Genomic DNA, 23,218 nt, shown 5'->3' with positions numbered 1-23,218 from the left:
GCCGCGCGCCTCAGAGCAGGACCACGTCGTACTGCTCCTGGGAATACATCGGCTCGACCTGGAACTTGATGGTGCGGCCGATGAACATCTCCAGATCGGCGACGTTGCCCGACTCTTCGTCGAGCAGGCGGTCGACCACCTTCTGGTTGGCCAGCACCACGTAGGAATCGGCCTGGTAGGCGCGGGCCTCACGGAGAATCTCGCGGAAAATCTCGTAGCAGATGGTTTCCGGCGTCTTCAGCATGCCGCGCCCCTGGCAGCACGGGCAGGGCTCGCAGAGCACCTGCACCAGGCTCTCGCGGGTGCGCTTGCGGGTCATCTGCACCAGGCCCAGCTCGGTGATGCCGATGATGTTGGTCTTGGCGTGGTCGCGCTCGAGCTGCTTCTCCAGCGTGCGCAGGACCTGGCGGCGGTGCTCCTCGTCCTCCATGTCGATGAAGTCGATGATGATGATCCCGCCGAGGTTACGCAGGCGTAGCTGGCGGGCGATGGCGGTGGCCGCCTCGAGGTTGGTCTTGAAGATGGTCTCTTCGAGGTTGCGGTGGCCGACGAAGGCGCCGGTGTTGACGTCGATGGTGGTCATCGCCTCGGTCGGGTCGATGATCAGGTAGCCGCCGGACTTGAGCAGCACCTTGCGCTCCAGGGCCTTCTGGATCTCGTCCTCGACGCCGTAGAGGTCGAAGATCGGCCGCTCGCCGGGATAGTGCTCCAGGCGGTCGGCGATTTCCGGCATGAGTTCGTCGACGAACTGCGTGATCTTCTGGAAGTTCTCCCGGGAATCCACGCGGATCTTCTCGATGCGCGGGTTGACCAGGTCGCGCAGGGTGCGCTGGGCCAGGGACAGGTCCTCGTAGATCACCGTCGGCGCGCCGACCGTCTGCATCTGCGCGTCGATCTGGTCCCACAGCCGGCGCAGGTAGCGGATGTCGGCGAGGATTTCGTCCTCCCCGGCGCCCTCGGCGGCGGTGCGCAGGATGAAGCCGCCCTTCTCGACGATGCCCTCGGCCTCGACGCACTTGGCCACCACCTGCTTGAGGCGCTCGCGCTCCTGCTCGTCCTCGATTTTCAGGGAAATCCCGACGTGGCTGGTGCGCGGCATGTACACCAGGTAGCGCGAGGGGATCGACAGGTGCGTGGTCAGGCGCGCGCCCTTGGTGCCGATCGGGTCCTTGGTGACCTGCACCACCAGGCTCTGGCCCTCGTGGACCAGGGCGCCGATGCTTTCCACCGCGCTGCCCTCGCGGGTGGAGATTTCCGCCGCATGGATGAAGGCCGCGCGCTCCAGGCCGATGTCGACGAAGGCCGCCTGCATCCCCGGCAGCACGCGGACCACCTTGCCCTTGTAGATGTTGCCGACTATCCCGCGGCGCAGCGTGCGCTCGACGTGGACTTCCTGAAGGACACCGTTTTCCACCACCGCCACGCGCGATTCCATCGGCGTGATATTGATCAGGATCTCTTCGCTCATGCGCCCTTCCTTATCGCGCCCGTGTGCAGCGCTACTTCTTCAAGACTGCCAGCAAGGGATCGCGAAGTCAGCCAACAGTTCCGCGGTCTCGCACAGGGGCAGGCCGACCACCCCGCTGTAGCTGCCCTCGACGCGGTTGACGAAGATAGCCGCCAGCCCCTGGATAGCGTAGCCGCCCGCCTTGTCCTGGGGCTCGCCGGTGGCCCAGTAGGCCTCGGCTTCGGCCTCGGAAACATTGCGGAACGATACCAGGCTGGTCACCACCCGCACCTCGCAACGGTCGCGGTCGGCCACCGCCACCGCGGTCAGCACCTGGTGCTGGCGGCCGGACAGCGCGCGCAGCATGGCCAGGCTGTCCTCGCGGTCCGCCGGCTTGCCGAGGATGCGGCCGTCGAGCACCACCGCGGTATCGGCGCCGAGCACGCAGACGTCGGGCCTCTGGGCAAGCATAGTCAGTCCGGCCAGGGCCTTGCCGCGCGCCAGGCGCTCGACGTAGGTGGCCGGCGTCTCGCCGTCCTGCGGCGTTTCGTCGATATTGCCGGAAACCAGGTGGAAGGACAGGCCGATCTGTGTCAGCAGCTCGCGCCGGCGCGGCGAGCTGGAGGCCAGGTAAAGCTGGGGCATCTGCGACTCCCGGAAGAGTCCCGGCCGCCCCTCCCCTGGCCCGTGCCAGGTGGGAAGCGGCGGGACGGGTATTAGTAGACCTTCAGGCGCTGGCCCAGGCCCTTGAGCAGCACCAGCACCCAGGGCCAGAGCAGGCCGCTGACCAGCGCCGGCAACAGGAAGGCCAGGGTCGGCGGACGGTTGCCGGTCAGGGCGTTGAGCCACAGCTGCACCAGTTGTGCCAGGCCGTAGACCACCATCAGCACCAGGCACTGCTGCCAGACGGGATACAGGCGCAGGCGCTGCTGCAGGGCCATGACCAGGAACACGATGAGGCTGAGGATCAGCGCGTTCTGCCCGAGCAGGCTGCCGTACAGCACGTCCTCGGCCAGGCCGCAGACCCAGGCGGTGACCATGCCCACCCGCTGCGGCACCATCAGCACCCAGAAGGTGAGGAACAGCGCCAGCCACAGCGGCCGGCCGATTTCCGTGAAGCTGGGCATCGGCGCCACCGACAGCAGCAGCGCCAGCAACAGGCTGACCCAGATCAGCCAGCCGTTGCGCGGTCCTTGGGCGGGCATCAGTGACGGTTCCTTTGTGGCGCGGCCTGGGCCGGCGCCGGCGGATGCGCGGGGGTCGCGGCCGGCGCGGCGGGTGCGGGTGCCGGAGCGGCGCCCTGGGTCGGGGCAGCCGGAGCGGCAGGCGTGGCTGGAGCGGCGGGCGCAGGCGCGCTCGGCGCCGGTGCCTGGCCGGCAGCCTCGGCAGCCTTGCGGTCGGCCTCGGCCTGGGCTTCGGCGGCCTCGGTGGCGCGCTGTTCGGGGGTGCGGCTGTCGCTGAACACCAGCAGCACGTAGCGGCTGCGGTTCATCTTCGCGGTGGGCACGGCGCGGATCACCGCGAACGGCTGGCCGGAATCGTGGATGACTTCCTTGACCACCGCCACCGGGTAGCCGGCCGGGAAGCGCTGGCCGAGGCCGGAGCTGACCAGCAGGTCGCCTTCCTTGATGTCCGCGGTGTCGGCGACGAAGCGCAGTTCCAGGCGCTCCGGGTTGCCGGTGCCGACGGCGATGGCGCGCAGGCCGTTGCGGTTGACCTGCACCGGGATGCTGTGGGTGGTGTCGGTGAGCAGCAGCACGCGGGCGGTGTAGGGCATGACCTCGACCACCTGGCCCATCAGGCCGCTGGCGTCGAGCACCGGCTGGCCCTGGAACACGCCGTCCTTCGAGCCCTTGTCGATGAGGATGCGCTGGGTGAAGGGGTTGGGGTCGACGCCGATCAGCTCGCTGACCAGCACCTTGTCGTCCACCAGGGCGGCGGAGTTGAGCAGCTCGCGCAGGCGCACGTTCTGTTCGGTCAGGGTGGCCAGCTTCTGCAGGCGGCGCTGCATCAGCAGCGACTCGGCCTTCAGCCGTTCGTTCTCGGCGAGCAGCTCGCTGCGGCTGGTGAACTGGTCGCGCACGCCTTCCCAGGCACGCACCGGCAGGTCGGCCACGCCATAGAAGGGGGTCAGCACCAGGCCCATCTGGCTGCGCACGGGCTTGAGGTAGTCGAAACGCGCGTCGACCACCATCAGGCCCACCGAGAGCACGGCGAGCACCAGCAGGCGCACGCCCAGCGAGGGCCCTTTGGAGAATAGCGGTTTGATGACCAGCTCCTAGCTGATTGAAGGCGGTTGATGTTTCGCCGCGCGCGACAAAACGTCAACCACCCTCAAGGCTCCCACCTCACTCGGTGGAGAGCAGGTCCATGGAGTGACGGTCCATCATGTCCAGCGCCTTGCCGCCGCCACGGGCCACGCAGGTCAGCGGGTCTTCGGCGACGATCACCGGCAGGCCGGTTTCCTGGGCCAGCAGCTTGTCCAGGTCGCGCAGCAGGGCGCCACCACCGGTCAGCACCAGGCCGCGCTCGGCGATGTCCGAGGCCAGCTCCGGCGGGGACTGCTCCAGGGCGCTCTTGACCGCCTGGACGATGGTCGCCAGGGATTCCTGCAGAGCTTCCAGGACCTCGTTGGAGTTCAGGGTGAAACTGCGCGGCACGCCTTCGGCCAGGTTGCGGCCGCGGACGTCCACCTCGCGCACTTCGCCGCCGGAGAAGGCCGCGCCGATCTCCTGCTTGATGCGCTCGGCGGTGGATTCGCCGATCAGGCTGCCGTAGTTGCGGCGCACGTAGGTGACGATGGCTTCGTCGAAGCGGTCGCCGCCGACGCGCACGGATTCGGCGTAGACCACGCCGTTCAGCGAGATCAGGGCGATCTCGGTGGTGCCGCCGCCGATGTCGACGACCATCGAGCCACGGGCTTCCTCGACCGGCAGGCCGGCGCCGATGGCCGCGGCCATGGGCTCCTCGATCAGGTACACCTCGCGGGCGCCGGCGCCGAGGGCCGACTCGCGGATGGCGCGGCGTTCCACCTGGGTGGACTTGCACGGCACGCAGATCAGCACGCGCGGGCTGGGCTGCAGGAAGCTGTTCTCGTGCACCTTGTTGATGAAGTACTGCAGCATCTTCTCGCAGACGCTGAAGTCGGCGATGACGCCGTCCTTCATCGGGCGGATGGCCGAGATGTTGCCCGGGGTGCGGCCGAGCATGCGCTTGGCCTCGGTGCCGACGGCGACCACGCTCTTCTGGTTGCCATGGTTGCGGATGGCCACTACCGAAGGCTCATTGAGGACGATGCCGCGTTCGCGCACATAAATAAGGGTATTGGCAGTGCCCAGGTCGATCGACAGATCACTGGAGAACATGCCACGCAATTTTTTGAACATGGAAAGGGAACCCTGGACGATGCGTGGGTGAAAAATGCGCGGGTAAAAAAGTGCGGCAAACTCTAACAACGACGGGGATTTTGGGCAAGGCGGCATTGTGTTAAATTGCTTGACTTTCAGCGCCTTTGAGGCCTGTCCCCGCGGTCCCTGGGACCGCCCGCCGCGGGTTCCGTTCCCCCGCCTACGTTTCGTCCGGCCATGCGTCCGATCGACGCTGGCAGCTCTAGCCTGGAGACCCCCGATGGCGCTTGACCGCTCCGACGTGGAAAAAATCGCCCACCTGGCCCGCCTGGGCCTGGCGGAAACCGACGTCCAACCGACCACCGCGACCCTGAACAACATCCTCGGTCTGGTCGACCAGATGCAGGCGGTGAACACCGACGGCGTCGAACCCCTCGCCCACCCCCTGGAAGCCACCCAGCGCCTGCGCCAGGACGTGGTGACCGAAAGCAACCAGCGCGAGGCCTACCAGGCCATCGCACCGGCCGTGGAAGACGGCCTGTACCTGGTTCCGAAAGTGATCGAGTAATAAGGAAGGACACGGACCCATGCTGCACCAACTGACCCTCGCCGAAGTCGCCCGCGGCCTCGCCGACAAACAGTTCTCCGCCGAAGAGCTGACCCGTGCCCTGCTGAGCCGCATCGAGCAGCTCGACCCGCAGCTGAACAGCTTCATCAGCGTCACCGCCGAACAGGCCGTCGCCCAGGCCAAGGCAGCCGACCAACGGCGCGCCAATGGCGAAAGTGGCGCCCTGCTCGGCGCGCCCATCGCCCACAAGGACCTGTTCTGCACCCAGGGCGTGCGCACCAGCTGCGGCTCGAAGATTCTCGACAACTTCGTCTCGCCCTACGACGCCACCGTCGTCGAGCGCCTGGCCGCCGCCGGCGCCGTGAGCCTGGGCAAGCTGAACATGGACGAGTTCGCCATGGGCTCGGCCAACGAATCCAGCCACTACGGCGCGGTGAAGAACCCCTGGGACACCAGCCGCGTGCCCGGCGGCTCCTCCGGCGGCTCGGCCGCGGCCGTGGCCGCGCGCCTGATTCCTGCGGCCACCGGCACCGACACCGGCGGCTCGATCCGCCAGCCGGCGGCGCTGACCAACCTCACCGGGATCAAGCCGACCTACGGCCGCGTCTCGCGCTGGGGCATGATCGCCTACGCCTCCAGCCTCGACCAGGCCGGCCCGCTGGCCCGCACCGCCGAGGACTGCGCGCTGATGCTCGGCGCCATGGCCGGCTTCGATCCCAAGGACTCCACCTGCGTCGACCAGCCGCTGGACGACTACCTGGCCGCCCTGGGCAAGCCCCTGGCCGGCCTGCGCATCGGCCTGCCGAAGGAATACTTCGGCGCCGGCCTGGACAGCCGCATCGCCGACGCGGTGCTGGCCGTGGTCGAGCAGCTCAAGCAACTGGGCGCGCAGGTCAAGGACATCTCCCTGCCGAACATGCAGCACGCCATCCCGGCCTACTACGTGATCGCGCCTGCAGAGGCCAGCTCCAACCTGTCGCGCTTCGACGGCGTGCGCTACGGCTACCGCTGCGAGAACCCCAAGGACCTGCAGGACCTGTACAAGCGCTCCCGCGCCGAAGGCTTCGGCGCCGAGGTGAAGCGCCGCATCATGGTCGGCACCTACGCGCTTTCCGCCGGTTACTACGACGCCTACTACCTGAAGGCGCAGAAGATTCGCCGGCTGATCAAGAACGATTTCGTCAGCGCCTTCGCCGACGTCGACGTCATCCTCGGCCCGACCACGCCGAACCCGGCCTGGAAGCTCGGCACCAAGAACGACGACCCGGTCGCCCAGTACCTGGAAGACATCTACACCATCACCGCCAACCTCGCCGGCATCCCCGGGCTGTCCATGCCCGCCGGGTTCGTCGATGGCCTGCCGGTGGGCGTGCAGCTGCTCGCCCCGTACTTCCAGGAAGGCCGCCTGCTCAACGTCGCGCACCAGTACCAACAGGTGACCGACTGGCACAAACAAGCACCGGCTGGATTCTGAGGACGACGCACATGCAATGGGAAACCGTGATCGGGCTGGAAATCCACGCGCAGCTCGCCACCCAATCGAAGATCTTCTCCGGCAGCGCCACCACCTTCGGCGCCGAGCCCAACACCCAGGCCAGCCTGATCGACCTGGCGATGCCCGGCACCCTGCCGGTGCTCAACGCCGAGGCGGTGCGCATGGCCTGCCGGTTCGGCCTGGCGATCAACGCCGAAATCGCCGAGCGCAACGTCTTCGCGCGCAAGAACTACTTCTACCCGGACCTGCCCAAGGGCTACCAGACCAGCCAGATGGACCACCCCATCGTCGGCAAGGGCTTCCTCGACATCACCCTGGAAGACGGCACCGTCAAGCGCGTCGGCATCACCCGCGCGCACCTGGAAGAGGACGCCGGCAAGAGCCTGCACGAAGACTTCCACGGCATGAGCGGCATCGACCTGAACCGCGCCGGCACGCCGCTGCTGGAGATCGTCTCCGAGCCGGACATCCGCAGCGCCAAGGAAGCGGTGGCCTATGTGAAGGCCATCCACGCGCTGGTGCGCTACCTGGGCATCTGCGACGGCAACATGGCCGAGGGCTCGCTGCGCTGCGACTGCAACGTCTCGGTGCGCCCGAAGGGCCAGGCCGAGTTCGGCACCCGCGCCGAGATCAAGAACGTCAACTCCTTCCGCTTCATCGAGAAGGCGATCAACCACGAAGTGCAGCGGCAGATCGACCTGATCGAGGACGGCGGCAAGGTGGTGCAGGAAACCCGCCTGTACGACCCGAACAAGGACGAGACGCGCTCCATGCGCAGCAAGGAAGAAGCCAACGACTACCGCTACTTCCCCTGCCCGGACCTGCTGCCGGTGGTGATCGAGCGCAGCTTCCTCGACGATCTGCGCGCCGGCCTGCCGGAGCTGCCGGACCAGAAGCGCGAGCGCTTCGAGAGCCAGTACGGCCTGTCTGCCTATGACGCCAGCGTGCTCTCGGCCAGCCGCGAGATGGCCGATTACTTCGAGCAGGTGCAGGGCATCTGCGCCGACGCCAAGCTGGCGGCCAACTGGGTGATGGGCGAGCTCTCCAGCCTGCTCAACAAGGACGGCCTGGAGATCGAGCAGTCGCCGGTTTCCGCCGAGCAGCTGGGCGGCATGATCCTGCGCATCAAGGACAACACCATCAGCGGCAAGATCGCCAAGATGGTCTTCGAGGCCATGGCTGCCGGCGAAGGTTCGGCCGACCAGATCATCGAGGCCAAGGGCCTGAAGCAGGTCACCGACACCGGCGCCATCGACAAGATGCTCGACGAAGTGCTGGCGGCCAACGCCGAGCAGGTCGAACAGTACCGCGCCAGCGACGAGGCCAAGCGCGGCAAGATGTTCGGCTTCTTCGTCGGCCAGGCGATGAAGGCCTCGAAGGGGAAAGCCAACCCCGGGCAGGTGAACGAACTGCTGAAGAAAAAGCTCGAAAGCTGAGCCCATTCTTCCTGACGCCGGGCTTGCCCGGCGTTTTTTCGTCCGGAGGTTCGATGCTGCGCTCCCTCGCCCTGCCTGCCCTGCTCTGCGGCCTGGCCCTGCTGGCCGGTTGCGCCAGTTCGTCCTATGAAAGCGGCTCGGCGCGCGGCTACCGCGCCGAGGGCACCGCGTCCTATTACGGCCGCGCGCACCATGGGAAGAAAACCGCCAGCGGCGAGCGCTTCGACCAGCACGCACTGACCGCCGCGCACCGCAGCCTGCCGTTCGGCACGCGGCTGAAGGTCACCAACCTCGACAACGGCCGCAGCGTGGTGGTGCGGGTGAACGACCGCGGGCCCTTCGGCCGCGGGCGGATCATCGACCTGTCGCGGGCGGCCGCGGAACGCCTCAACATGTTGCGCAGCGGCACCGCGCCGGTGCGCCTGGAAGCCATCGATTAGGAGCACCGAGCATGACCGACAAGCGCAAGGCCGGCGAACAGGTTCGCCGCGAAGTGATGGGCAACGCCTTCGTCGACCGCGCCCTGAACAACGCCACCGAGTTCACCCAGCCGCTGCAGGACTTCGTCAACGAAAACGCCTGGGGCAGCGTCTGGTCCCGCGACGGCCTGCCGCGCAAGACCCGCAGCCTGATCACCCTGGCCGCCCTGACCGCGCTGAAATGCCCGCAGGAGCTGAAAGGCCACGTGCGCGGCGCGCTGAACAACGGCTGCACGGTGGAGGAGATTCGCGAGGCGCTGCTGCATTGCGCGGTCTACGCCGGGGTGCCGGCGGCGATCGATGCGTTCCGTGCGGCGCAGGAAGTGATCGAGGCGTGGCAGGGGGATCAGAAGGCCTGACGGGCGCGGGCCTTGCCCGCGAATCGCGCGCAGGGCGCGCTCCTACATGGGCATGGTGTTGGGGCAATCCTTATCGCGCCGATACGTCCAGCTATCGCGGACAAGGTCCGCTCCTACGACAGCCGGAACGCCGGAGACCGGGGCCAATGGCGGATAACCGGGAGCTCCGCGATTCCAGCTCGCTCCGGACGGTCCCCTCTCCCTTCAGGGAGAGGGTTAGGGAGAGGGAGCGGAGCTCAGGCTATGCGCCGGAGCGCCGGCGAAGTCCGTAACCCTCTCCCCAGCCCTCTCCCTGAAGGGAGAGGGAGCCGTTCGGCGTAAAGGGAAAGCATGGAGTCAGCCGGCAACTTCGGCGCTTTCGTAGGAGCGAGCTTGCTCGCGAACCCGCCTCGCAGCAGAGCCGTTCGCGAGCAAGCTCGCTCCTACGAAAAGCCTCTGCCTCTCAGGGATAACTGAACCGCTTCACCAACGTCAGCTCCCCCGGCTGGCGCATCGGCACCAGGAAGCTCTCCTGCTTCTCGTTCGGCGTGCCCTCCTCCGTCACTATCGTCACCCTCGCCGTGGTCAGCGGCTGGGCGGCTTCCACGTCGCCGCTCTCCTCGTCCTGGCTGTAACCGCCGCCGAAGTAGTTCACGTAGACCAGGTACGCGCCCTTGAGCGGCGTAGGCGTGGCAATGATTTCCGGGCCGTAGCCGGTGGTCACGTCGACGTCCTGGGTGGCGCCGTTGGGCAGGCTGCGGTTGCCGTACCAGACGTGGCCGCCGTCGGGGGTCACCAGGTGCAGGTCGAGGTCGGTGTTGTCGCTGTCCCAGGACAGCATCACCCGCAGCTTGGCCGGCACCTCGCCGCCGCCACCGCCGTGGTAGAACTGCACGCGCTTGCGCTGCTGGCCGTCCGGGCTGATCACTTCCAGGCTGTTGCTGCCGGCCGGGAACGCGTAGGGCCTGTCGAAGCCGCCGTCCTCGCCGATCTTCAGCGGCATCGACACGCCGTTGACCACCAGGGTGGCCGGCTTGTCCTTCGCCGCGTTGGCGATCTCGCCCTTGATCCGCGCGGTCATGGCCTGGTCGGCCGGGGTGTTCACCGAGGCCGCCGGGTAGTTCACCGTCTGCCGGAAGTTGGCGCCCTCGCCGTTGCCAGGGCGCCAGCCGCCCAGCGGGGCGTCCAGGCGGATGCCCGGCTCGGCGGCCTGGGCGAGCCCGGTGATGAGGAGGAGGAACAGGCAGGGACGCAGCTTCATGGCGGTCATTCCAGTATCAGGCGGCGGGCGAGGCTTTCGACGAAGCCCTCGTCCTGGCCGTTGGGGTGCGCCTGGAAGGCCAGGTGCAGGTATTCGTGGGTGAGGTCGAGGCGGTCCTGCAGCGAGTACAGGCCGCGCACGTAGATGCGCTGGCGCTCGCGGTCGACGTAGGGGCGCCCAGAGGACAGCTGGCACACGGCGAAGCTCTGTAGTTCCTCGTAGCCCGGCTCGCTATCCAGCCTCGTGCGCCATGCGCGGCGCTGCTTGCGCAGCCAGTCCTCGGCCGCCGGCAGCGGCTGACAGGCGGCCACCGGGTTGCTCCAGGCGCTCAAGCTGGCCTGCGGGAAAGCGCGGGCGAGGATGGCGTCGAAGCGCAGGCCATTGGCCGCCTGGGCCTTGGCGTCCTGCCAGGAGAGTTTCGCCGGGCCGGCCTGGTCGGCGTGGTAGGTGACCGGGCTGCCGGCCAGCACCAGGCCATCGGTGAAGGCCGCCACGGCGCGCATCTGCGCCGTGGCCGGGCGCGGGGCGACGCGCTGGCGCTGGCTGCTGTCGGCGATGCTCAGGCACTCGCCGCGCTGCCCGGCGTGCTGCAGCAGGTAGCTGCGGATGGCCACGGCCAGGGCGCGGGCGGCCTCGACCGGGGTCGCCGCGGCTTCGCGCTGCAGCACCCGGGCGACGTATTCCTCGCGGTCCAGGCGCGCCACCAGTTGCGGCTTGCCGTCGCGCTGCAGGAAGAGTTCGCCGTCGCTGTGGATATCCAGGTTGTTGCCGTTCGCGAAGCTCACCCGGTAGCTGCCGCTGAGACCGCCGGCCGCCGCCGGGCGGCCCTGGACGTCGAAGACCTCGCGCAGCGGGTAGCGCTCGAACAGCGTCACCGCCACGCAGCGCCCCGGCTCGCGCGGCCAGGGCGCCGGCAGCGCGGCGCCGAGGGCTTCGGCGTAGTGCGCCAGCACCGTCTTGCTGGTGCCGGGCCCGGAGGCCCAGACCGCCGAGCCGTCCGCCAGCCAGCCGGCGAAGCCGCCGCGGCGGGCCTGCGAATCGTTGGGATCGAGCCAGCTCCAGGTCTTCACCCGCAGGCGCCCGCCCAGGCTGGCCAGGGCGCGGCCGTCGTCGGCGTTGACTACCACGTCGAGCAGTACGCGGCGCGCCTCGGGCTGGGCCGGCAGGCGCGTCAGCATGTCGAGCAGTTCGGCCACCGGCACTTCGGTCTGCGGCTGCAAGCGTTCGAGGTCGAGCAGCCAGGCCGGCGCCTGGCGTTCCTGCCAGTAGCGGCGCCAGGTCGCAGCGTCCAGGCCGAGGCGCGCCGGCTGGTAGTAGAGGCCGCAGGACTTCACCAGCGCCTGGTCGCGGCCGATGCTCTGCCCGGCCGAGCAGCAGTAGACCTCCTCGCGGGACTGGCCCTTGCAGGCGTACTCCGGCTCGTGCCGGTCGTTGTCCACCAGCCAGGCGAAGACGAAGAGTTTCCACAGGCTGCCCAGCGGCGTGCGCAGGTCCGCCGGCAGGGGCCCGCGGGCGAGCACCTGCTGCTGGTCCAGGCGCAGCAGCAGGTCGCCCTGGGGGCTGCGCCAGGCCAGCTCGACGGGCGCCTGCGCCGCCGCGCACAGCGGCAGCAGAAGCAGCAGAAGCAGCAGAAGCAGCAGCCAGGCCAGGCGCCGTCCCATTTACTGCACCTTCACCTTGGCCAGCGCCGGGCTCTGCTCCAGGGCCTGCTCCGCCGGCGCGTACATGCGCACATAGCGCGCCGGCGGCAGGGCGAACTCGCCCTTCTGCGAGAAGCGCACCAGGTGGCGGAAGCGCAGTTCGCCGGCCAGGCTGTCCACCGGGATGCCGTAGTGCAGGTCGCCCGGCTCGTTGCGCGCGCGTTCCAGGCTGGCCGCCTCGGTGCCGCCCAGGCCGCTGACCTGGATGCCCCAGGTGGTGCGCTCGACGTCAGCGCCCGGCGGCAGCGGCACTTCCAGCATGCCGTAGCGCAGCGCGGCGGGCTGCTCGGTCTTGACCGTCACTTCGTCCAGGTACAGCTCGTCGCTGGACAGCGGCTTGTCGCCCAGCTCCTCGACCTTGAACTCGAAGGCCTTGTCCCCCGGCACCAGGCGCAGCAAACGGCGGCTGATGCTCACCGGCAACTGGCTGGCCGGCGCCTCGGCGCTGCGGTAGCTGAGCGATGCATTGAGCGGGCGCGACGGCGGCGTCTGCAGGGTCAGCTCGGCGGGCACGCCCTGGCCTTGCCACTGCCAGTAGCGCTCGCCGCTGGGGCCCTGCTGCTCGGCCCAGTCCTTGCCCGGCTTGAGCGGCTCGGCCGCCGGCGCCTGGGCCAGGGCGCGCTGCAGCCAGGTCAGCGCCAGGGCGCGTTCCAGGGTCGACTGCTGCGGCCCCAGGCGCGCCAGCAGGACGCGGGCGCGGTTGACGTCGGGCGCCGCCAGCGACAGCTGCACCGCCTGGGCGAACGGCTGGTCGCTGCCGTTGACCTTCAGCCGCGCACCGTCCAACTGCTTGGCGAAGGCCGCCGGCAGCGGCACCTTGGCCTGCTGCGCAAGGTTCGCGGCCAGCACCCGCGCCACGGCCAGGCCGAGGCTGGAGTCCGGCTCGGCCATCACCAGGCTGACTTCGGCGTCGGCCGGCAGCTTCGCGTCCTCGCCCGCCCCGGCCTTGGCCAGGTCGTCGAGCAGGCCGCCGACCAGGGTCTGCACCGGCAGTTGCATGTCGCGGGCGAAGCCGAGGATCAGCGCGCGTTGCAGCAGCGGCGTCTGCTCGGCCAGCTTGGCGTAGAGGTCGAGCACGCGCTGCCAGTGCTCCGGCGGCAGGCTGATCTGCAGCGCGCGGCTGGCGTGCCAGTCGGCGTAGTAGGCGTAGGCGGTGAGGAAGGCGTCGCTGTCGGTGTTGTCGCCCCACCAGGTGAAGTAGGCGTTCGGCCCGGCCATCTGCACCAGGCGCAGGCGGCTGTTCTGCATGATCAGGCGCAGGCGGTCGCGTACCCGCGGCTCGCCCTCGGCCAGCAGCGGGTAGGCCACGCTCAGCGGCAGCAGGCGGCTGGCGGTCTGCTCGACGCAGCCGTAGGGGTAGGCCAGCAGGTCGTCGAGGCTGCCGCGGAACAGCGCGGCGGCGCTGTCGTCCAGGCGCAGGCGGATGTCGCGGGCGTCCGCCGGCAGTTGCAGCGGGCTGTTCTGCCCGGCCAGTTGCAGGCTGCGCGCTTGCAGCACCTGCCAGCCGTCGGCGGCCAGGGCGAAGCGCACGGCCAGACTGTCGCGCGTCTGGCCGTCCTGGCGCAGCTCGGCGCTCCACTCGCCGTCGCTCAGGGCCTGGGCTGGCAGGCGCACGTAGTTCACGCCCTTGGCCAGTTCCAGCGCCTGGGTCTGCTCCTGGCCGGCATAGCGCACCAGCAGCTCGGCCTTGGCCTGCTCGCCCTGGTTGAAGACGAACAGGCCGAGGTCCGGCTTGTCGCCAGCGCGGAAGCGCTTCGGGCCGCTCCATTTCAGGTACAGCGGTTTTTCCGAGCGGATGAACTGTTTCTTCTGGCCGACCTGGCCGTCGCCGTCCATGGCCCGCGCGGTGATGCGCCAGCGCGTCAGCGAATCGGGCATGCGGAAGCTGAAGCGCGCCTTGCCCTCGGCATCGGTGACCAGTTTCGGTTCCCAGGCGGCGGTGTCCACATCCTCGCGGCGCGGCCGCTCCAGCACCTTCACTCCGCGCTCGCTGCGGTTGCTGCGCCCCGGCGCGCTGGCGCTGCCCGGCAGGGCCACGTCGTAGCTGATGAACGACAGGCTGGCGCTGGTGCGCACGTTGTTGCGCCGCGGGTGGTAGAAGAACTGGTCGATGCCCGGGGCGATCTCCGGCTGCAGGGCGTAGATCATCTCGTCCACCACGCCCACCGCCACCTGACTGGACACCGGCTTGCCGGCGTAGGTGGTGGAGAGGTCGACGGTCACTGTGTCGCCCGGCTCGTAGCGTTCCTTGTCGGTGGCGATAGCGATCTCCACCTGCGGCACCGTCACCTTGATGCCGGCGTTCTGGAAGCTGTAGTCACCGCCGCGGGTGTAGAGCACGGAGAAGGTCAGGTTCGGCGAGAAGTCCGGCTTCACCGGGATGCGCGCGCGGTACTGGGTGGGGTTGAGCTTCTCCAGCTTGAGCCAGTCGCCGCCCTTGGACAGCAGCGCGGTGGCCTCGACCTTGTCGCGCTCCAGGGACAGCAGGGCGTCGTCCACCGGCTCGGGGAAGGTGATCAGCGCCAGGGCTTCGTCGCCGGCCTGGTACTCGGCCTTGTCGAGGACGATTTCCACGGTGCCGGGCACCGCCTTGACGCCCTCCCCGCTCACCGCGTGGCCGGTGCCGCCGAGCAGCTGGCCCTGGGCGTCGCGCAGCTCGATGCTGTAGGTGCCGGGCTTGTCGAAGGTGATGACGAACTTGCCGTCGCCGGCCTCGCCGTCACCCGTGGAGCGGTCCTCCAGGCGCACCCAGCGATAGCTCTTGGGCTTGAGTTCGGTGGGCTGTTCCGCCGCGTAGCTGAACTCGACCTTGTCGCCCACCGCGCTGAAGCGCTGCGGCGCGGCCAGGCGGTAGCGCGCGGCGCCGCGCTCGATGAGGATTTCCTTGCTGGTCTTCACCCGGTAGGCCGCGCCGTCGCTGGCGAACACCGTCAGCAGGTAGCGGCTGGGCTTGTCCGCCGCCGGCAGTTCGAGGGCCGCGCGGCCCTGGGCGTCGGTGGCAAGCTCGGTGCTGCTCAGCTCCACCGGGAACTGGCCGAGGTACTGCAGCTCGTTGTCGACCATGGACAGCTGCTGGGCGCGCAGGCTCAGTTGCAGCTTGGCGTTGGCCACCGGCTTGCCGTCCGGGTAGAGCAGGATCAGGTTGCCCTTCACCGCTTCGCCGGTCTTGAAGTCGGGCTTGGCCAGGTCGAGGGATATCTCGAAGTGCGGCTTGATGTACTCGGCCACGCGGAAGGCGCTGCTGTAGGTCTGCCCGCGGTAGTCGAAGCGCAGCTCGTAGCCGCCGGCGACGGCGTTGTCCGGCAGCTGGAAGCGGCCGTTGGCGCCGGCCTTGGGGTCCAGTTGCAGGTCGAGGGTCTGCAGGGTGGTGCCGGCGGCGTCGATCACGCTCAGCTTCACCGGCGCGGCCTGGGGCGCGGCGGAGTCGCGGGCGTTCTTGAATTCGCGGCCGTAGATCTTCAGCGCCACCCAGTCGCCGGGGCGGTACAGCGGGCGGTCGGTGAAGGCGTAGAGCTTGGTGTCGTAGATTTCGCTGTCGTAGTAGAAGTTTTCCGAGACGAAGACGCCGCCTTCCTTGTCCTCGCCGATCACGAAGGAGCGCTCGGGGCTGGCGTGCTGCAGGCGCAGCAGGCCCTCGGCATCGGTGCGGCCGCTGCTCATCACGCCCAGGCCGTCGGTCCAGAGCACCTGGGTATCCGGCACCGGGGTGCCTTCATGCTTGCGCGCCGACCACACCAGCAGTTCGTTGCCGGCGATCTTGCTCACCGCCACGCTGCTGGAGACGAACACCACGGTGGTGGCGCGGTACTTGCCCACCAGCGCCTCGACCAGGTACAGCCCCGGCTTGAGCTTGCCCAGCGGCACGTAGACGTTGCCCGGCGAGACGTTGATGAACTCGCTGGAGGAGCCGGCCAGCTTGACGTCGGCCGGCGGTTCGATGGGCTTGGCATCCCACAGCGGATAGCGGAACTGCTCGACCAGCGGCAGGCCGGGAATCGGCGCGTACTGCGGCTGGGCATCGTAGGGCGTGGGCGCGGCCATGGCCTGGCCCATCTTCAGCTCCGGCACCACCTCGGTGACCTGCTTGCGCGACTCGTAGGAGAAGGCGCGCTGCATCACCCGCCGCGACTTGCGGTACCAGTTGTCCCACAGGTAGGCCAGGGTGTTGGACAGCCCCTCGCCCTTGAACTGCCCCTCGGCCAGCACCCGGTGCAGGTTCTTCTGGCGCTTGAGGAAGTCCAGCGGCTTGTCGATGCGGTAGACGCGCATGTCCACCCCGCCGTAGGCCTCCATGCGGTAGCGGCGGTAGTCGCGGCCCGGCGCTTCCAGGCGCACGCGGGCCTCTTCGTCGGGGGCGAAGCTGCTGTCGGCGAGCAGGAAGAACGACTCGCCGCTGATCGGCGCGTAGTTGCTCGCCGGCACCTCGTCGTCGGCCCGGGCCTGCGCCGGCGCGCCCGCCAGCAGGCCGCCCAGGGCCAGGCCGGCGCACAGCGCGAGCAGCTTCATCGGGCGAGGAACGACAAGCGGTACACGCCGACGAAGTTGGGGTTGGCAGGGTCGGGTATCCATCGGGTGTCCTTCCATGTCATGAGTTGTTGCAGGCTGACCGAGCGCATGCCGTTGTCGGTCGGCGTGCTGGTACCTGTGTGGTAGGCGATGTTGCGGCCCATCCAGATCATCAGGTGCTGGTCGTCGCCCTGGTCGAAGAAGATCAGGTCGCCCGGCCGCGCCTGGTTGAGGTCGCGGCCGACGAGGGTGCTGTTGTACTGGATCAGCTTGATGGCGTTGACGTAGGGGCCGACCTGGCCGCCGCCCTGCCGCCAGTTCTGCGCCAGGGCGCGCTGCTCGTCGCTCAGCGCCAGCTCCGGCGGCAGGTAGCGGTTGGACAGGCCGTTGGCGCGCAGCCACTTGGCGTCGTGGGGCTTGAGCGCCTCGTTGGCGGCGAAGCGCACCAGGCCCGCGCAGTCCTGCTGGTGCCAGCGCGGGCTGGGGCCCTGGCGCAGTTGTTCCTCGGCGATGCGCACGAACCAGGCGCGGAATACCTGGGACTGCTCCGGATCGAGCGACGCCGCGCCGGCCTGGGCGGCCCACAGGCCGAACGCCAGCAGCAGGGCGCGTGCCGTCACAGCGCGCGCCACTGCAGCGGCAGCCATTGCCAGGGTTGTTCGGCGCGGCTGCCGGCGGGCAGGCCGAGGGCGTAGCCGCCGTGCCCGGCCAGGGCCTTCAGGCGCGGCAGCAACAGGCTGTCGGCGGCGTTGCGGAACACCGGCTCCATGTCCTGCGGCAGGCTGTCCAGGGTTTCGCGCTGGAGCAGCGTGGAAAGCGACTGCGGCGCCAGGTAGGCCGGCACCAGGGCATCCTTGGGCAGCACGTCGGCCAGCGGCGGGAAGCGCTTGTCGAGGGTGCCCAGGGCCTTGTCCAGCAACTGGTCGTCGAGGGAGAACAACAGGGTGCTGCCCTGCCGCGCCAGGCCGACGCGGAAGAAGCCGCGGCCGCTGAGCGCGTCCGGGTCGGCCGCATCGGCGGCGGCGTACTGGCCGAAATTGGAGCTGACCTGGCGCAGCCACTTGTGGGTCTCGCCCTGGTTCTGCTCGTCCACTGGGAAGTTGCCGCCTTCGGCGTTGGCCTCGTAGGCGCCCACCAGGCTGTCGAACAGCCTGCCCAGGTCGGCGTCCAGTTCCGGGCCGGGCGGCGCGCTGAGCGTGGCCACCAGCAGCGGCGTGTACAGGCGCGAGTCGGCGTACCAGCACAGGCCGGCGGCGCCGGAGAGGTGTTCGGAGAAGGCCGCGGCCATCTTCTGCTCGGCGCCCAGGCGCACCAGCAGGCTGTCGTACAGGCCCGGGGTCAGCGGCAGGGCCACGCAGGCGCTGGCGCCCATGGGCATGGCCTGCCACACGGGGCTGAAGTCGAGGTCCGGCTGGCGCTCCACCGCGTTCAGCGCCAGGTAGCTGCTCCAGCCCTTGGCGTCCTTGTCGAAGCGCACCCCGGCGAAGGCCGGGATGAAGCGCTGGTAGCCCATGGCCAGGGCGCCGGCGCCAAGGCTGATGCGCTGGCTCAGCTCGCCGCGCGGGCCCAGGCCGAAGGCGCGCGGGAAGGCGTCGTCACCGCCGAGCAGGGCGGCCAGGTCTGCGCTGACCTGGGCGTCGGCCTCGCCGGGTTCGTCGTCACTGGCGTTGGGGAACAGCATCTTCGGGTTGGACAGCAGCACCAGGTAGTCGCCGCTGGAGGCGAACAGCAGGCTCTTCTGGGCGTTGTAGCGCAGGCGGTAGACGCCGGTGCCGCCCTTCAGCTCGCCGACCTTGCGCAGTTGGCTGTCGCCGGCGGCGATGTGCGCCAGCGGCTCCAGCAGCCTGGCCAGGCCGCCGCGCTTCATCACCACCAGGAAGTCGCGCAGGCGGCCGTCGGCGCCGCGCCACAGGGCGACCTGGGCCGGCTGGTCGAGCAGTTCCTCGACCAGGCTGTCCTTCAGCGTCAGGTCGTGCTCGTAGACGATGCGCCGCAGACTGCCGGCCAGGCCGAGGCGGTCGCCGTCGTTCTCGTAGTAGAAGACGAAGTCCTCGGTGAGGGTGTCGCGCAGCAGCGGCACCTCCAGCAGTTCCTTGGGCAGGCGGGCGAGCGAGGCGCTTTCGATGAGCGCGTCCGGGTGCTTGATGTCACGGCCCGGGGCATTGGCCGGCGGTACATCCAGCCCGGCCAGCGGGCCGCTCGGCGGCGCCAGCCAGACGTAGCGTGCCAGCAGGCCGCCGAAGACCAGCAGGGCCAGCACCAGGCCACCGAAGATCAGCGGCCAGCGTTTCACCGGCGCGGTGTCGGCGGAAGGAGTGGGGCTGGGGGAAGTGTTGTCGCTCATGCTTGCTCGATCCCATTTCATCCCTGGCAGGGGACAGCTTTCAATAGGTGAAGGTCTTGACCAGGACCAGGTCGCCGATGGTGCGCAGCGGCACCACGAAGGTCTCGCGCTTCTCGTCGACGCTGTTTTCGTTGAACACCAGGTTGACCTGGGCGGTGATCACGTCCTGCTGGTTGGCGCCGGCCTGGAAGTTATAGCCCTGCGCGCCGAAATTGCCCCAGTAGTTGACGTAGACCAGGTAGGTGCCGTGCAGCGGCGCGGCCATGGTGAACATCTCCGGGCCGGGGCCGTCGACGCCATCCGGGTCGAGGCCACCGCCGTTGCCCAGCCGTGGGCGCGCCCAGAAGGCGTGCTGGCCGTCGGGGGTGACGATGTGCAGGTCCAGCTCGGCCTTGGGGTCGTCCCAGCCCAGCGCCACGCGCACCCGCGGCGGCACGCGCCCGGCGTTGGCCTCGTAGAACTGCACGCGCTTGAGCGACTGGCCGTCGGCGCTGGCCACCTCGATGCTGTTGGAGCCCGCGCCGAAGGCATAGGGGCGGACGAAATGGCCCTGGGCATCGGTGTATAGAGGCAGCGGGTTGCCGTTGACCACCAGGCGCTGGGCGCGGTCGGTGCCGGCGAGGTTCTTCAGGTCGCCCTCGATCAGGCTGCGGCCACGCTGGCCGCCACGGTCGATGGGCGGGGTCGGATAGGCCACGCGCGGGCTGTCGAGGTCGTCGAGCAACCCCGAGTAGCGCCAGCCGGCGGCCGGGCTGGACAATTCGGCGCCGGGCCCGGCGTACGACGACGCCAGCCACAGCAGGCCGAGCAACAGCGCGAGGCTGCGGGCGGAATCCTGGAAACGCATGAGCAATCCTTTGTCGCGCGTTGGAAGGGGGTAAGTGTAACCGCCTGTAAAACGGCTTGAAATGGCCTTCGGGCAGAGTAAGTGATGCTGTCTGCGAATTCAGATTCTGCCTAGACCGCGCCCCAGCGGGAGGCTGTCCAGGGCGTAGGGCGTATAACGCCTACGGCGTTATACGCCGTTTGACCTCGATCCCAGTCGCGCTTCGAACTCGGTCACGGAGCGCCTGTTTCCGGGCACTCCGAGTTCGACTGCGACACCGGGCATAAGCTCGGTGTAACGGCGTATAACCGCGAACGGTTATACGCCCTACGCCGAGGGAGGGCTGGGCGTAGGGCGTATAACGCCTACGGCGTTATACGCCGTTTAACCTCGATCCCAGGCGCGCTTCGAGCTCGGTCACGGAGCGCCTCTTTCCGGGCACTACGAGTTCGACTGCGACACCGGGCATAAGCTCGGTGTAACGGCGTATAACCGCGAACGGTTATACGCCCTACGAACTTGCCGGCTGACGCCGCGATTCGGGGTTGAGCACCTCAGATCCACCCACCCCACTGCAGGATGAACAGCCCGAGGTTGGTGGTCAGCGCCGCGGCCAGGGTGGTGATGACGATGATCGAGGCCGCCAGTTCGGCGTTGCCCTGGGCGGCGCGCGCCATCACGTAGCTGGCGGCGGCCGTGGGGCTGGCGAAGTAGAGGAACAGCACGCCCAGTTCGGCGCCGCGGAAGCCGCAGAGCCAGGCGGCCGCGGTGCACAGCGCCGGCAGCCAGACCATTTTCATCAGGCTGGCGCTCAGGGCCAGGCTGCCACTGCTGCGCAAGGCCGGCAGCGACAGGGTGCCGCCGATGCAGACCAGCGCCAGGGGCAGGGTCATCTGCGCGAAGTAGTCGCCGGAGGTGAGCACCCAGGCCGGCAGCTGGATGCCCCACCAGGCGAACGGGAAGGCCGCCAGCACGCCGATGATCAGCGGGTTGACCAGCACCTGGCGGGCGATGCTCAACGGGTCGGACTTGAGCGCCGGGCTGTAGATCGCCAGGACCACGGTGGCCAGCGTGTTGTAGCAGAGGATCACCAGGGCCGCGAGCACCGAGCCCAGGGCCAGGCCATGTTCGCCGTAGAGGCTGGTGGCCAGGGCCAGGCCGACGATGCCGTTGTTGCCGCGGAAGGCGCCCTGCACGTAGACGCCGCGCTCTTGCCGCGGCACCCGCCAGTGCGCCCAGGCCCAGGCGAGCAGGAAGCCGCCGAGGGTGGCCAGGCAGAAGAACGTCAGCACCGCCGGGCTGGCCGCGCGGTGCAGGTCGGAATGGTAGATGCCGAGGAACAGCATCACCGGCATGGTGGCGTTGAACACCAGGGCCGAGGCGGTCTGGATGAAGCCCTGGTCGATCCAGCCGACGCGGCGCAGCAGCACGCCGATGAACAGCATGGAGAACACCGGCGCGGTGATGCCGAGGGTCTGGAACAGCAGTGCGAGCATGGAGGGGAAACGCCGGCGGAAGAACTGCGGCGATCATAGCAAGGGGCAGTGCTTCGCGTGCTAACGATTTGCCTCAGGCGGGCTCCGCTTCCTCGGCCCCGGCACGTGCCCGGTGGCTCTCGGGCGCCGGCAGTTCCAGCGGGCGCTGCTCGTCCAGGCGGGTGAGCTTGCCGTCGACGCTGGCGCCGTTCTCCATGCTCAGTTGGCGATAGTGGATGTTGCCGATGACGCGGGCGTTGGAATGCAGTTCCAGCAGGTGCTCGACGTACAGGTCGCCGACGATGGTGCCGTCGATCAGCGCGTCGTAGCTGCTGACGCAGCCCTCGATCCGCCCTTCCGCGCCCAGGGCCAGCAGGCTCTGGGTGCCCGGCTTGTGGCGCACGTTGCCCTGGATGCGGCCCTGGACCTTCAGGCCCTCCTCGAACTCCAGGTCGCCCACCAGCGCCAGGTTGCCCGACAGCAGGCTGGAAAACCTGTCCACCGCCACCTGCGGCCCCTTCTTCTTGTTGCTGCTGAACATGTTCGTCCTCCTGCGGATCACTTGGCGGGTTTCTGCTGGCGGTAGAACGCCAGGTCGGTCTTGAGCTTCTTGAGTTCCCCGGACATCTGGTCGATGCGCCGCTGCAGTTGCTCGCGCGTGGCCTGGGCCTCGGCGGTCAGCAGGCGCTGGCGCTGCAGGTCGGCGGCCAGCGCGGCATTGCCGGCCTGCAGCGCTTCGATGTGCTGCTGTGTTTCGGCCTGCTGCGAGCCGCGCCAGAAATGCAGCGCGGCGAAGGCCACGGCCAGCGCCAGCACGGCCCAGAGCAGCGGCCGGTAGCTGCGCGCCACCTGGGCCCGCGGCTGGTGCTCGGCGCGCAGCAGTTCGCGGGTGGTCGCCGGCCTAGTCCTGCGCCAGCGCATCGAGGGCCTTCTCCATGTCGCCGAGGGAAAGGAAGTGCTGCGGGTCGACGAACTCGCCGCGGTAGAGCACTTCGAAATGCAGGTGCGAGCCGGTGGAGCGGCCCGTGGAGCCCATGGCGGCGATGCGCTGGCCGGGCATCACCACGTCGCCGACGCGCACCTCGGCCCTGGACAGGTGCGCATAGCGGGTGAGCAGGCCGTTGCCGTGGTCGATTTCCACGCGGATGCCGTAGGAGCTGAAGGGGCCGGCGGCGACCACCCGGCCACCGGCGGCGGCCTGGATCTCGGTGCCGCCGGGCGCGGCGAAGTCGAGCCCGGAGTGGAAGGCCAGGCGGCGGTTGAACGGGTCCAGCCGGTTGCCGAAGGCCGAGCCCAGGCGCGCCTTGTCCACCGGGCGGTGGGTGGGGATGGCGAGGAAGTCGGCGTTGCGCCGCGACACCGCATCCAGCAGCAGGTCGAGCTGACGCCTCAGGCAACGCGCGGCCTCGGTGCCCTGCTGCACGTCGACCAGCGGCGCGGCCTGGCATGGCCGCGGCGGCAGCAGCAGGCCGCCCTCCCCCTCAGCGCCGCGTGCCGGCGCCTGCTCCGGCACCAGGCCGGGGTCGATGCGCGCCAGCTTGCGGGCGATGTCCTCGTGGCCGTCGACCACTTTCAGCAGGTAGGCGGCGTCCTTTTCCAGCACTTGCAGGCGCCCGGCCAGCTCGCCCAGGCGCGCCACGGCGAAGCGCTGCTCCGGCGTCTGCTGCGGGGCGGCCTCGGCCAGCGGCGCGGGCGGCGCCATGACGCGGCCGAGCCACAGGCCGGCGGCGAAGGTCAGCAGCGCCAGCGCCGTGGCGCCGGCGAGCGCGAGGCCAAGGAAGCGGCGCGGGTTCACCAGGCGCAATGCCTCGCGCGTCAACGCCTGACCAGAAGGGGAAAGACCATGCATGGCGATATCCGGAATCCGAATGCGACGGGCTGTTTACCGCAAAGCCGTCGAGGGTACCGGGTATCGGTCAGGGAACGATGCAGCAGTCCCCAAAACTGCCAATCAATTGCGAGCTTTCCTGCAAAATCTGAAGGAATTCACAGCACG

At 69.1% G+C, this 23,218-nt stretch carries 20 protein-coding genes; 5 read left to right on the top strand and 15 right to left on the bottom strand.

From position 1 onward, the window contains the following. Positions 1–10 precede the first annotated feature (10 nt). The 5 genes from rng to mreB all read right to left on the bottom strand — a co-directional run bounded on the left by rng (position 11) and on the right by mreB (position 4,833). Positions 11–1,468 carry a ribonuclease G gene (rng, locus tag ACTWJ5_RS05725; protein ID WP_009617773.1) on the bottom strand — a complete coding sequence of 486 codons (1,458 nt, stop codon included), beginning with the start codon at positions 1,466–1,468 and terminating at the stop codon, positions 11–13. 39 nt (positions 1,469–1,507) lie between these two features. After that, positions 1,508–2,092 (bottom strand): Maf family protein, encoded by a 585-nt coding sequence (locus ACTWJ5_RS05720; protein ID WP_074977671.1) that lies wholly within the window; start codon positions 2,090–2,092, stop codon positions 1,508–1,510. Between the two features lie 71 nt (positions 2,093–2,163). After that, positions 2,164–2,652 carry a rod shape-determining protein MreD gene (gene mreD, locus ACTWJ5_RS05715; protein WP_261746891.1) on the bottom strand — a complete coding sequence of 163 codons (489 nt, stop codon included), beginning with the start codon at positions 2,650–2,652 and terminating at the stop codon, positions 2,164–2,166. Next, positions 2,652–3,668 (bottom strand): rod shape-determining protein MreC, encoded by a 1,017-nt coding sequence (mreC, locus tag ACTWJ5_RS05710; protein WP_444439539.1) that lies wholly within the window; start codon positions 3,666–3,668, stop codon positions 2,652–2,654. Before mreC ends, mreD begins: the two co-directional genes overlap by 1 nt. 127 nt (positions 3,669–3,795) lie before the next feature. Further along, positions 3,796–4,833 (bottom strand): rod shape-determining protein MreB, encoded by a 1,038-nt coding sequence (mreB, locus tag ACTWJ5_RS05705; RefSeq protein ID WP_009617768.1) that lies wholly within the window; start codon positions 4,831–4,833, stop codon positions 3,796–3,798. Positions 4,834–5,074: 241 nt separating this feature from the next. On the opposite strand from mreB, the gene gatC reads away from it, so the two are divergent. Genes gatC through ACTWJ5_RS05680 form a run of 5 tightly spaced genes read left to right on the top strand, consistent with a single transcriptional unit; the run spans position 5,075 to position 9,131 of the window. After that, complete coding sequence (gene gatC, locus ACTWJ5_RS05700) at positions 5,075–5,362, top strand: Asp-tRNA(Asn)/Glu-tRNA(Gln) amidotransferase subunit GatC (RefSeq protein ID WP_074977663.1); 288 nt, start codon at positions 5,075–5,077, stop codon at positions 5,360–5,362. A 19-nt stretch (positions 5,363–5,381) separates the two neighbouring features. Next, positions 5,382–6,836 (top strand): Asp-tRNA(Asn)/Glu-tRNA(Gln) amidotransferase subunit GatA, encoded by a 1,455-nt coding sequence (gatA, locus tag ACTWJ5_RS05695; RefSeq protein WP_116422611.1) that lies wholly within the window; start codon positions 5,382–5,384, stop codon positions 6,834–6,836. An 11-nt stretch (positions 6,837–6,847) separates the two neighbouring features. Beyond that, positions 6,848–8,293, top strand: a complete 1,446-nt coding sequence (gatB, locus tag ACTWJ5_RS05690; RefSeq protein ID WP_253412174.1) for an Asp-tRNA(Asn)/Glu-tRNA(Gln) amidotransferase subunit GatB — start codon at positions 6,848–6,850, stop codon at positions 8,291–8,293. A 53-nt stretch (positions 8,294–8,346) separates the two neighbouring features. Then, positions 8,347–8,733, top strand: a complete 387-nt coding sequence (locus ACTWJ5_RS05685) for a septal ring lytic transglycosylase RlpA family protein (RefSeq protein ID WP_074977658.1) — start codon at positions 8,347–8,349, stop codon at positions 8,731–8,733. Positions 8,734–8,744: 11 nt separating this feature from the next. Continuing rightward, complete coding sequence (locus ACTWJ5_RS05680) at positions 8,745–9,131, top strand: carboxymuconolactone decarboxylase family protein (protein WP_074977654.1); 387 nt, start codon at positions 8,745–8,747, stop codon at positions 9,129–9,131. A 442-nt stretch (positions 9,132–9,573) separates the two neighbouring features. Here ACTWJ5_RS05680 and ACTWJ5_RS05675 read toward each other — a convergent pair whose 3' ends face one another. The 10 genes from ACTWJ5_RS05675 to ACTWJ5_RS05630 form a co-directional block, all read right to left on the bottom strand. Continuing rightward, positions 9,574–10,371, bottom strand: a complete 798-nt coding sequence (locus ACTWJ5_RS05675) for a YfaP family protein (RefSeq protein ID WP_253391822.1) — start codon at positions 10,369–10,371, stop codon at positions 9,574–9,576. Between the two features lie 5 nt (positions 10,372–10,376). Then, positions 10,377–12,032, bottom strand: coding sequence for a DUF2300 domain-containing protein (locus tag ACTWJ5_RS05670; protein ID WP_444437724.1), 1,656 nt, complete (start codon positions 12,030–12,032; stop codon positions 10,377–10,379). Next, on the bottom strand, positions 12,033–16,577 hold the full coding sequence (locus ACTWJ5_RS05665) for an alpha-2-macroglobulin family protein (protein ID WP_444437722.1): 4,545 nt from the start codon (positions 16,575–16,577) through the stop codon (positions 12,033–12,035). Beyond that, positions 16,574–17,224, bottom strand: a complete 651-nt coding sequence (locus tag ACTWJ5_RS05660) for a DUF1175 domain-containing protein (RefSeq protein WP_043272337.1) — start codon at positions 17,222–17,224, stop codon at positions 16,574–16,576. Before ACTWJ5_RS05660 ends, ACTWJ5_RS05665 begins: the two co-directional genes overlap by 4 nt. Continuing rightward, a complete protein-coding gene (locus ACTWJ5_RS05655; protein ID WP_444437720.1) occupies positions 17,194–18,921 on the bottom strand; it encodes a DUF2138 domain-containing protein in 1,728 nt (575 codons plus the stop codon). The genes ACTWJ5_RS05660 and ACTWJ5_RS05655 overlap by 31 nt, the downstream gene beginning before the upstream one ends. Before the next feature lie 40 nt (positions 18,922–18,961). After that, complete coding sequence (locus ACTWJ5_RS05650) at positions 18,962–19,768, bottom strand: YfaP family protein (protein WP_253391817.1); 807 nt, start codon at positions 19,766–19,768, stop codon at positions 18,962–18,964. 533 nt (positions 19,769–20,301) lie between these two features. After that, entirely contained in the window at positions 20,302–21,243 is a 942-nt protein-coding gene (locus ACTWJ5_RS05645) for an AEC family transporter (protein WP_116422618.1), read from the bottom strand. A 73-nt stretch (positions 21,244–21,316) separates the two neighbouring features. Beyond that, the gene (locus tag ACTWJ5_RS05640) at positions 21,317–21,763 is read right to left on the bottom strand and encodes a bactofilin family protein (RefSeq protein WP_009617754.1); all 447 of its coding nucleotides are present in this window, start codon (positions 21,761–21,763) and stop codon (positions 21,317–21,319) included. Positions 21,764–21,780: 17 nt separating this feature from the next. Continuing rightward, entirely contained in the window at positions 21,781–22,143 is a 363-nt protein-coding gene (locus tag ACTWJ5_RS05635; RefSeq protein WP_444437717.1) for a hypothetical protein, read from the bottom strand. After that, positions 22,124–23,071 carry a M23 family metallopeptidase gene (locus ACTWJ5_RS05630; RefSeq protein WP_074977626.1) on the bottom strand — a complete coding sequence of 316 codons (948 nt, stop codon included), beginning with the start codon at positions 23,069–23,071 and terminating at the stop codon, positions 22,124–22,126. Before ACTWJ5_RS05630 ends, ACTWJ5_RS05635 begins: the two co-directional genes overlap by 20 nt. Positions 23,072–23,218 lie beyond the last annotated feature (147 nt).

The organism is Pseudomonas sp. A6 (assembly GCF_052367875.1).
In the GTDB taxonomy this organism is placed as follows: domain Bacteria; phylum Pseudomonadota; class Gammaproteobacteria; order Pseudomonadales; family Pseudomonadaceae; genus Pseudomonas; species Pseudomonas citronellolis.
The sequence above is the reverse complement of the archived record's forward strand: the minus strand, read 5'-3'. Positions and strand labels throughout refer to the sequence as shown.

What these genes read in the sequence shown, in the direction of transcription:
- rng (WP_009617773.1), bottom strand. Translation starts at nt 1,468, where the DNA reads ATGAGCGAAGAGATCCTGATCAATATCACGCCGATGGAATCGCGCGTG.
- ACTWJ5_RS05720 (WP_074977671.1), bottom strand. Translation starts at nt 2,092, where the DNA reads ATGCCCCAGCTTTACCTGGCCTCCAGCTCGCCGCGCCGGCGCGAGCTG.
- mreD (WP_261746891.1), bottom strand. Translation starts at nt 2,652, where the DNA reads ATGCCCGCCCAAGGACCGCGCAACGGCTGGCTGATCTGGGTCAGCCTG.
- mreB (WP_009617768.1), bottom strand. Translation starts at nt 4,833, where the DNA reads ATGTTCAAAAAATTGCGTGGCATGTTCTCCAGTGATCTGTCGATCGAC.
- gatC (WP_074977663.1), top strand. Translation starts at nt 5,075, where the DNA reads ATGGCGCTTGACCGCTCCGACGTGGAAAAAATCGCCCACCTGGCCCGC.
- gatA (WP_116422611.1), top strand. Translation starts at nt 5,382, where the DNA reads ATGCTGCACCAACTGACCCTCGCCGAAGTCGCCCGCGGCCTCGCCGAC.
- gatB (WP_253412174.1), top strand. Translation starts at nt 6,848, where the DNA reads ATGCAATGGGAAACCGTGATCGGGCTGGAAATCCACGCGCAGCTCGCC.
- ACTWJ5_RS05685 (WP_074977658.1), top strand. Translation starts at nt 8,347, where the DNA reads ATGCTGCGCTCCCTCGCCCTGCCTGCCCTGCTCTGCGGCCTGGCCCTG.
- ACTWJ5_RS05680 (WP_074977654.1), top strand. Translation starts at nt 8,745, where the DNA reads ATGACCGACAAGCGCAAGGCCGGCGAACAGGTTCGCCGCGAAGTGATG.
- ACTWJ5_RS05675 (WP_253391822.1), bottom strand. Translation starts at nt 10,371, where the DNA reads ATGAAGCTGCGTCCCTGCCTGTTCCTCCTCCTCATCACCGGGCTCGCC.
- ACTWJ5_RS05670 (WP_444437724.1), bottom strand. Translation starts at nt 12,032, where the DNA reads ATGGGACGGCGCCTGGCCTGGCTGCTGCTTCTGCTGCTTCTGCTGCTT.
- ACTWJ5_RS05665 (WP_444437722.1), bottom strand. Translation starts at nt 16,577, where the DNA reads ATGAAGCTGCTCGCGCTGTGCGCCGGCCTGGCCCTGGGCGGCCTGCTG.
- ACTWJ5_RS05660 (WP_043272337.1), bottom strand. Translation starts at nt 17,224, where the DNA reads ATGGCTGCCGCTGCAGTGGCGCGCGCTGTGACGGCACGCGCCCTGCTG.
- ACTWJ5_RS05655 (WP_444437720.1), bottom strand. Translation starts at nt 18,921, where the DNA reads ATGAGCGACAACACTTCCCCCAGCCCCACTCCTTCCGCCGACACCGCG.
- ACTWJ5_RS05650 (WP_253391817.1), bottom strand. Translation starts at nt 19,768, where the DNA reads ATGCGTTTCCAGGATTCCGCCCGCAGCCTCGCGCTGTTGCTCGGCCTG.
- ACTWJ5_RS05645 (WP_116422618.1), bottom strand. Translation starts at nt 21,243, where the DNA reads ATGCTCGCACTGCTGTTCCAGACCCTCGGCATCACCGCGCCGGTGTTC.
- ACTWJ5_RS05640 (WP_009617754.1), bottom strand. Translation starts at nt 21,763, where the DNA reads ATGTTCAGCAGCAACAAGAAGAAGGGGCCGCAGGTGGCGGTGGACAGG.
- ACTWJ5_RS05635 (WP_444437717.1), bottom strand. Translation starts at nt 22,143, where the DNA reads ATGCGCTGGCGCAGGACTAGGCCGGCGACCACCCGCGAACTGCTGCGC.
- ACTWJ5_RS05630 (WP_074977626.1), bottom strand. Translation starts at nt 23,071, where the DNA reads ATGCATGGTCTTTCCCCTTCTGGTCAGGCGTTGACGCGCGAGGCATTG.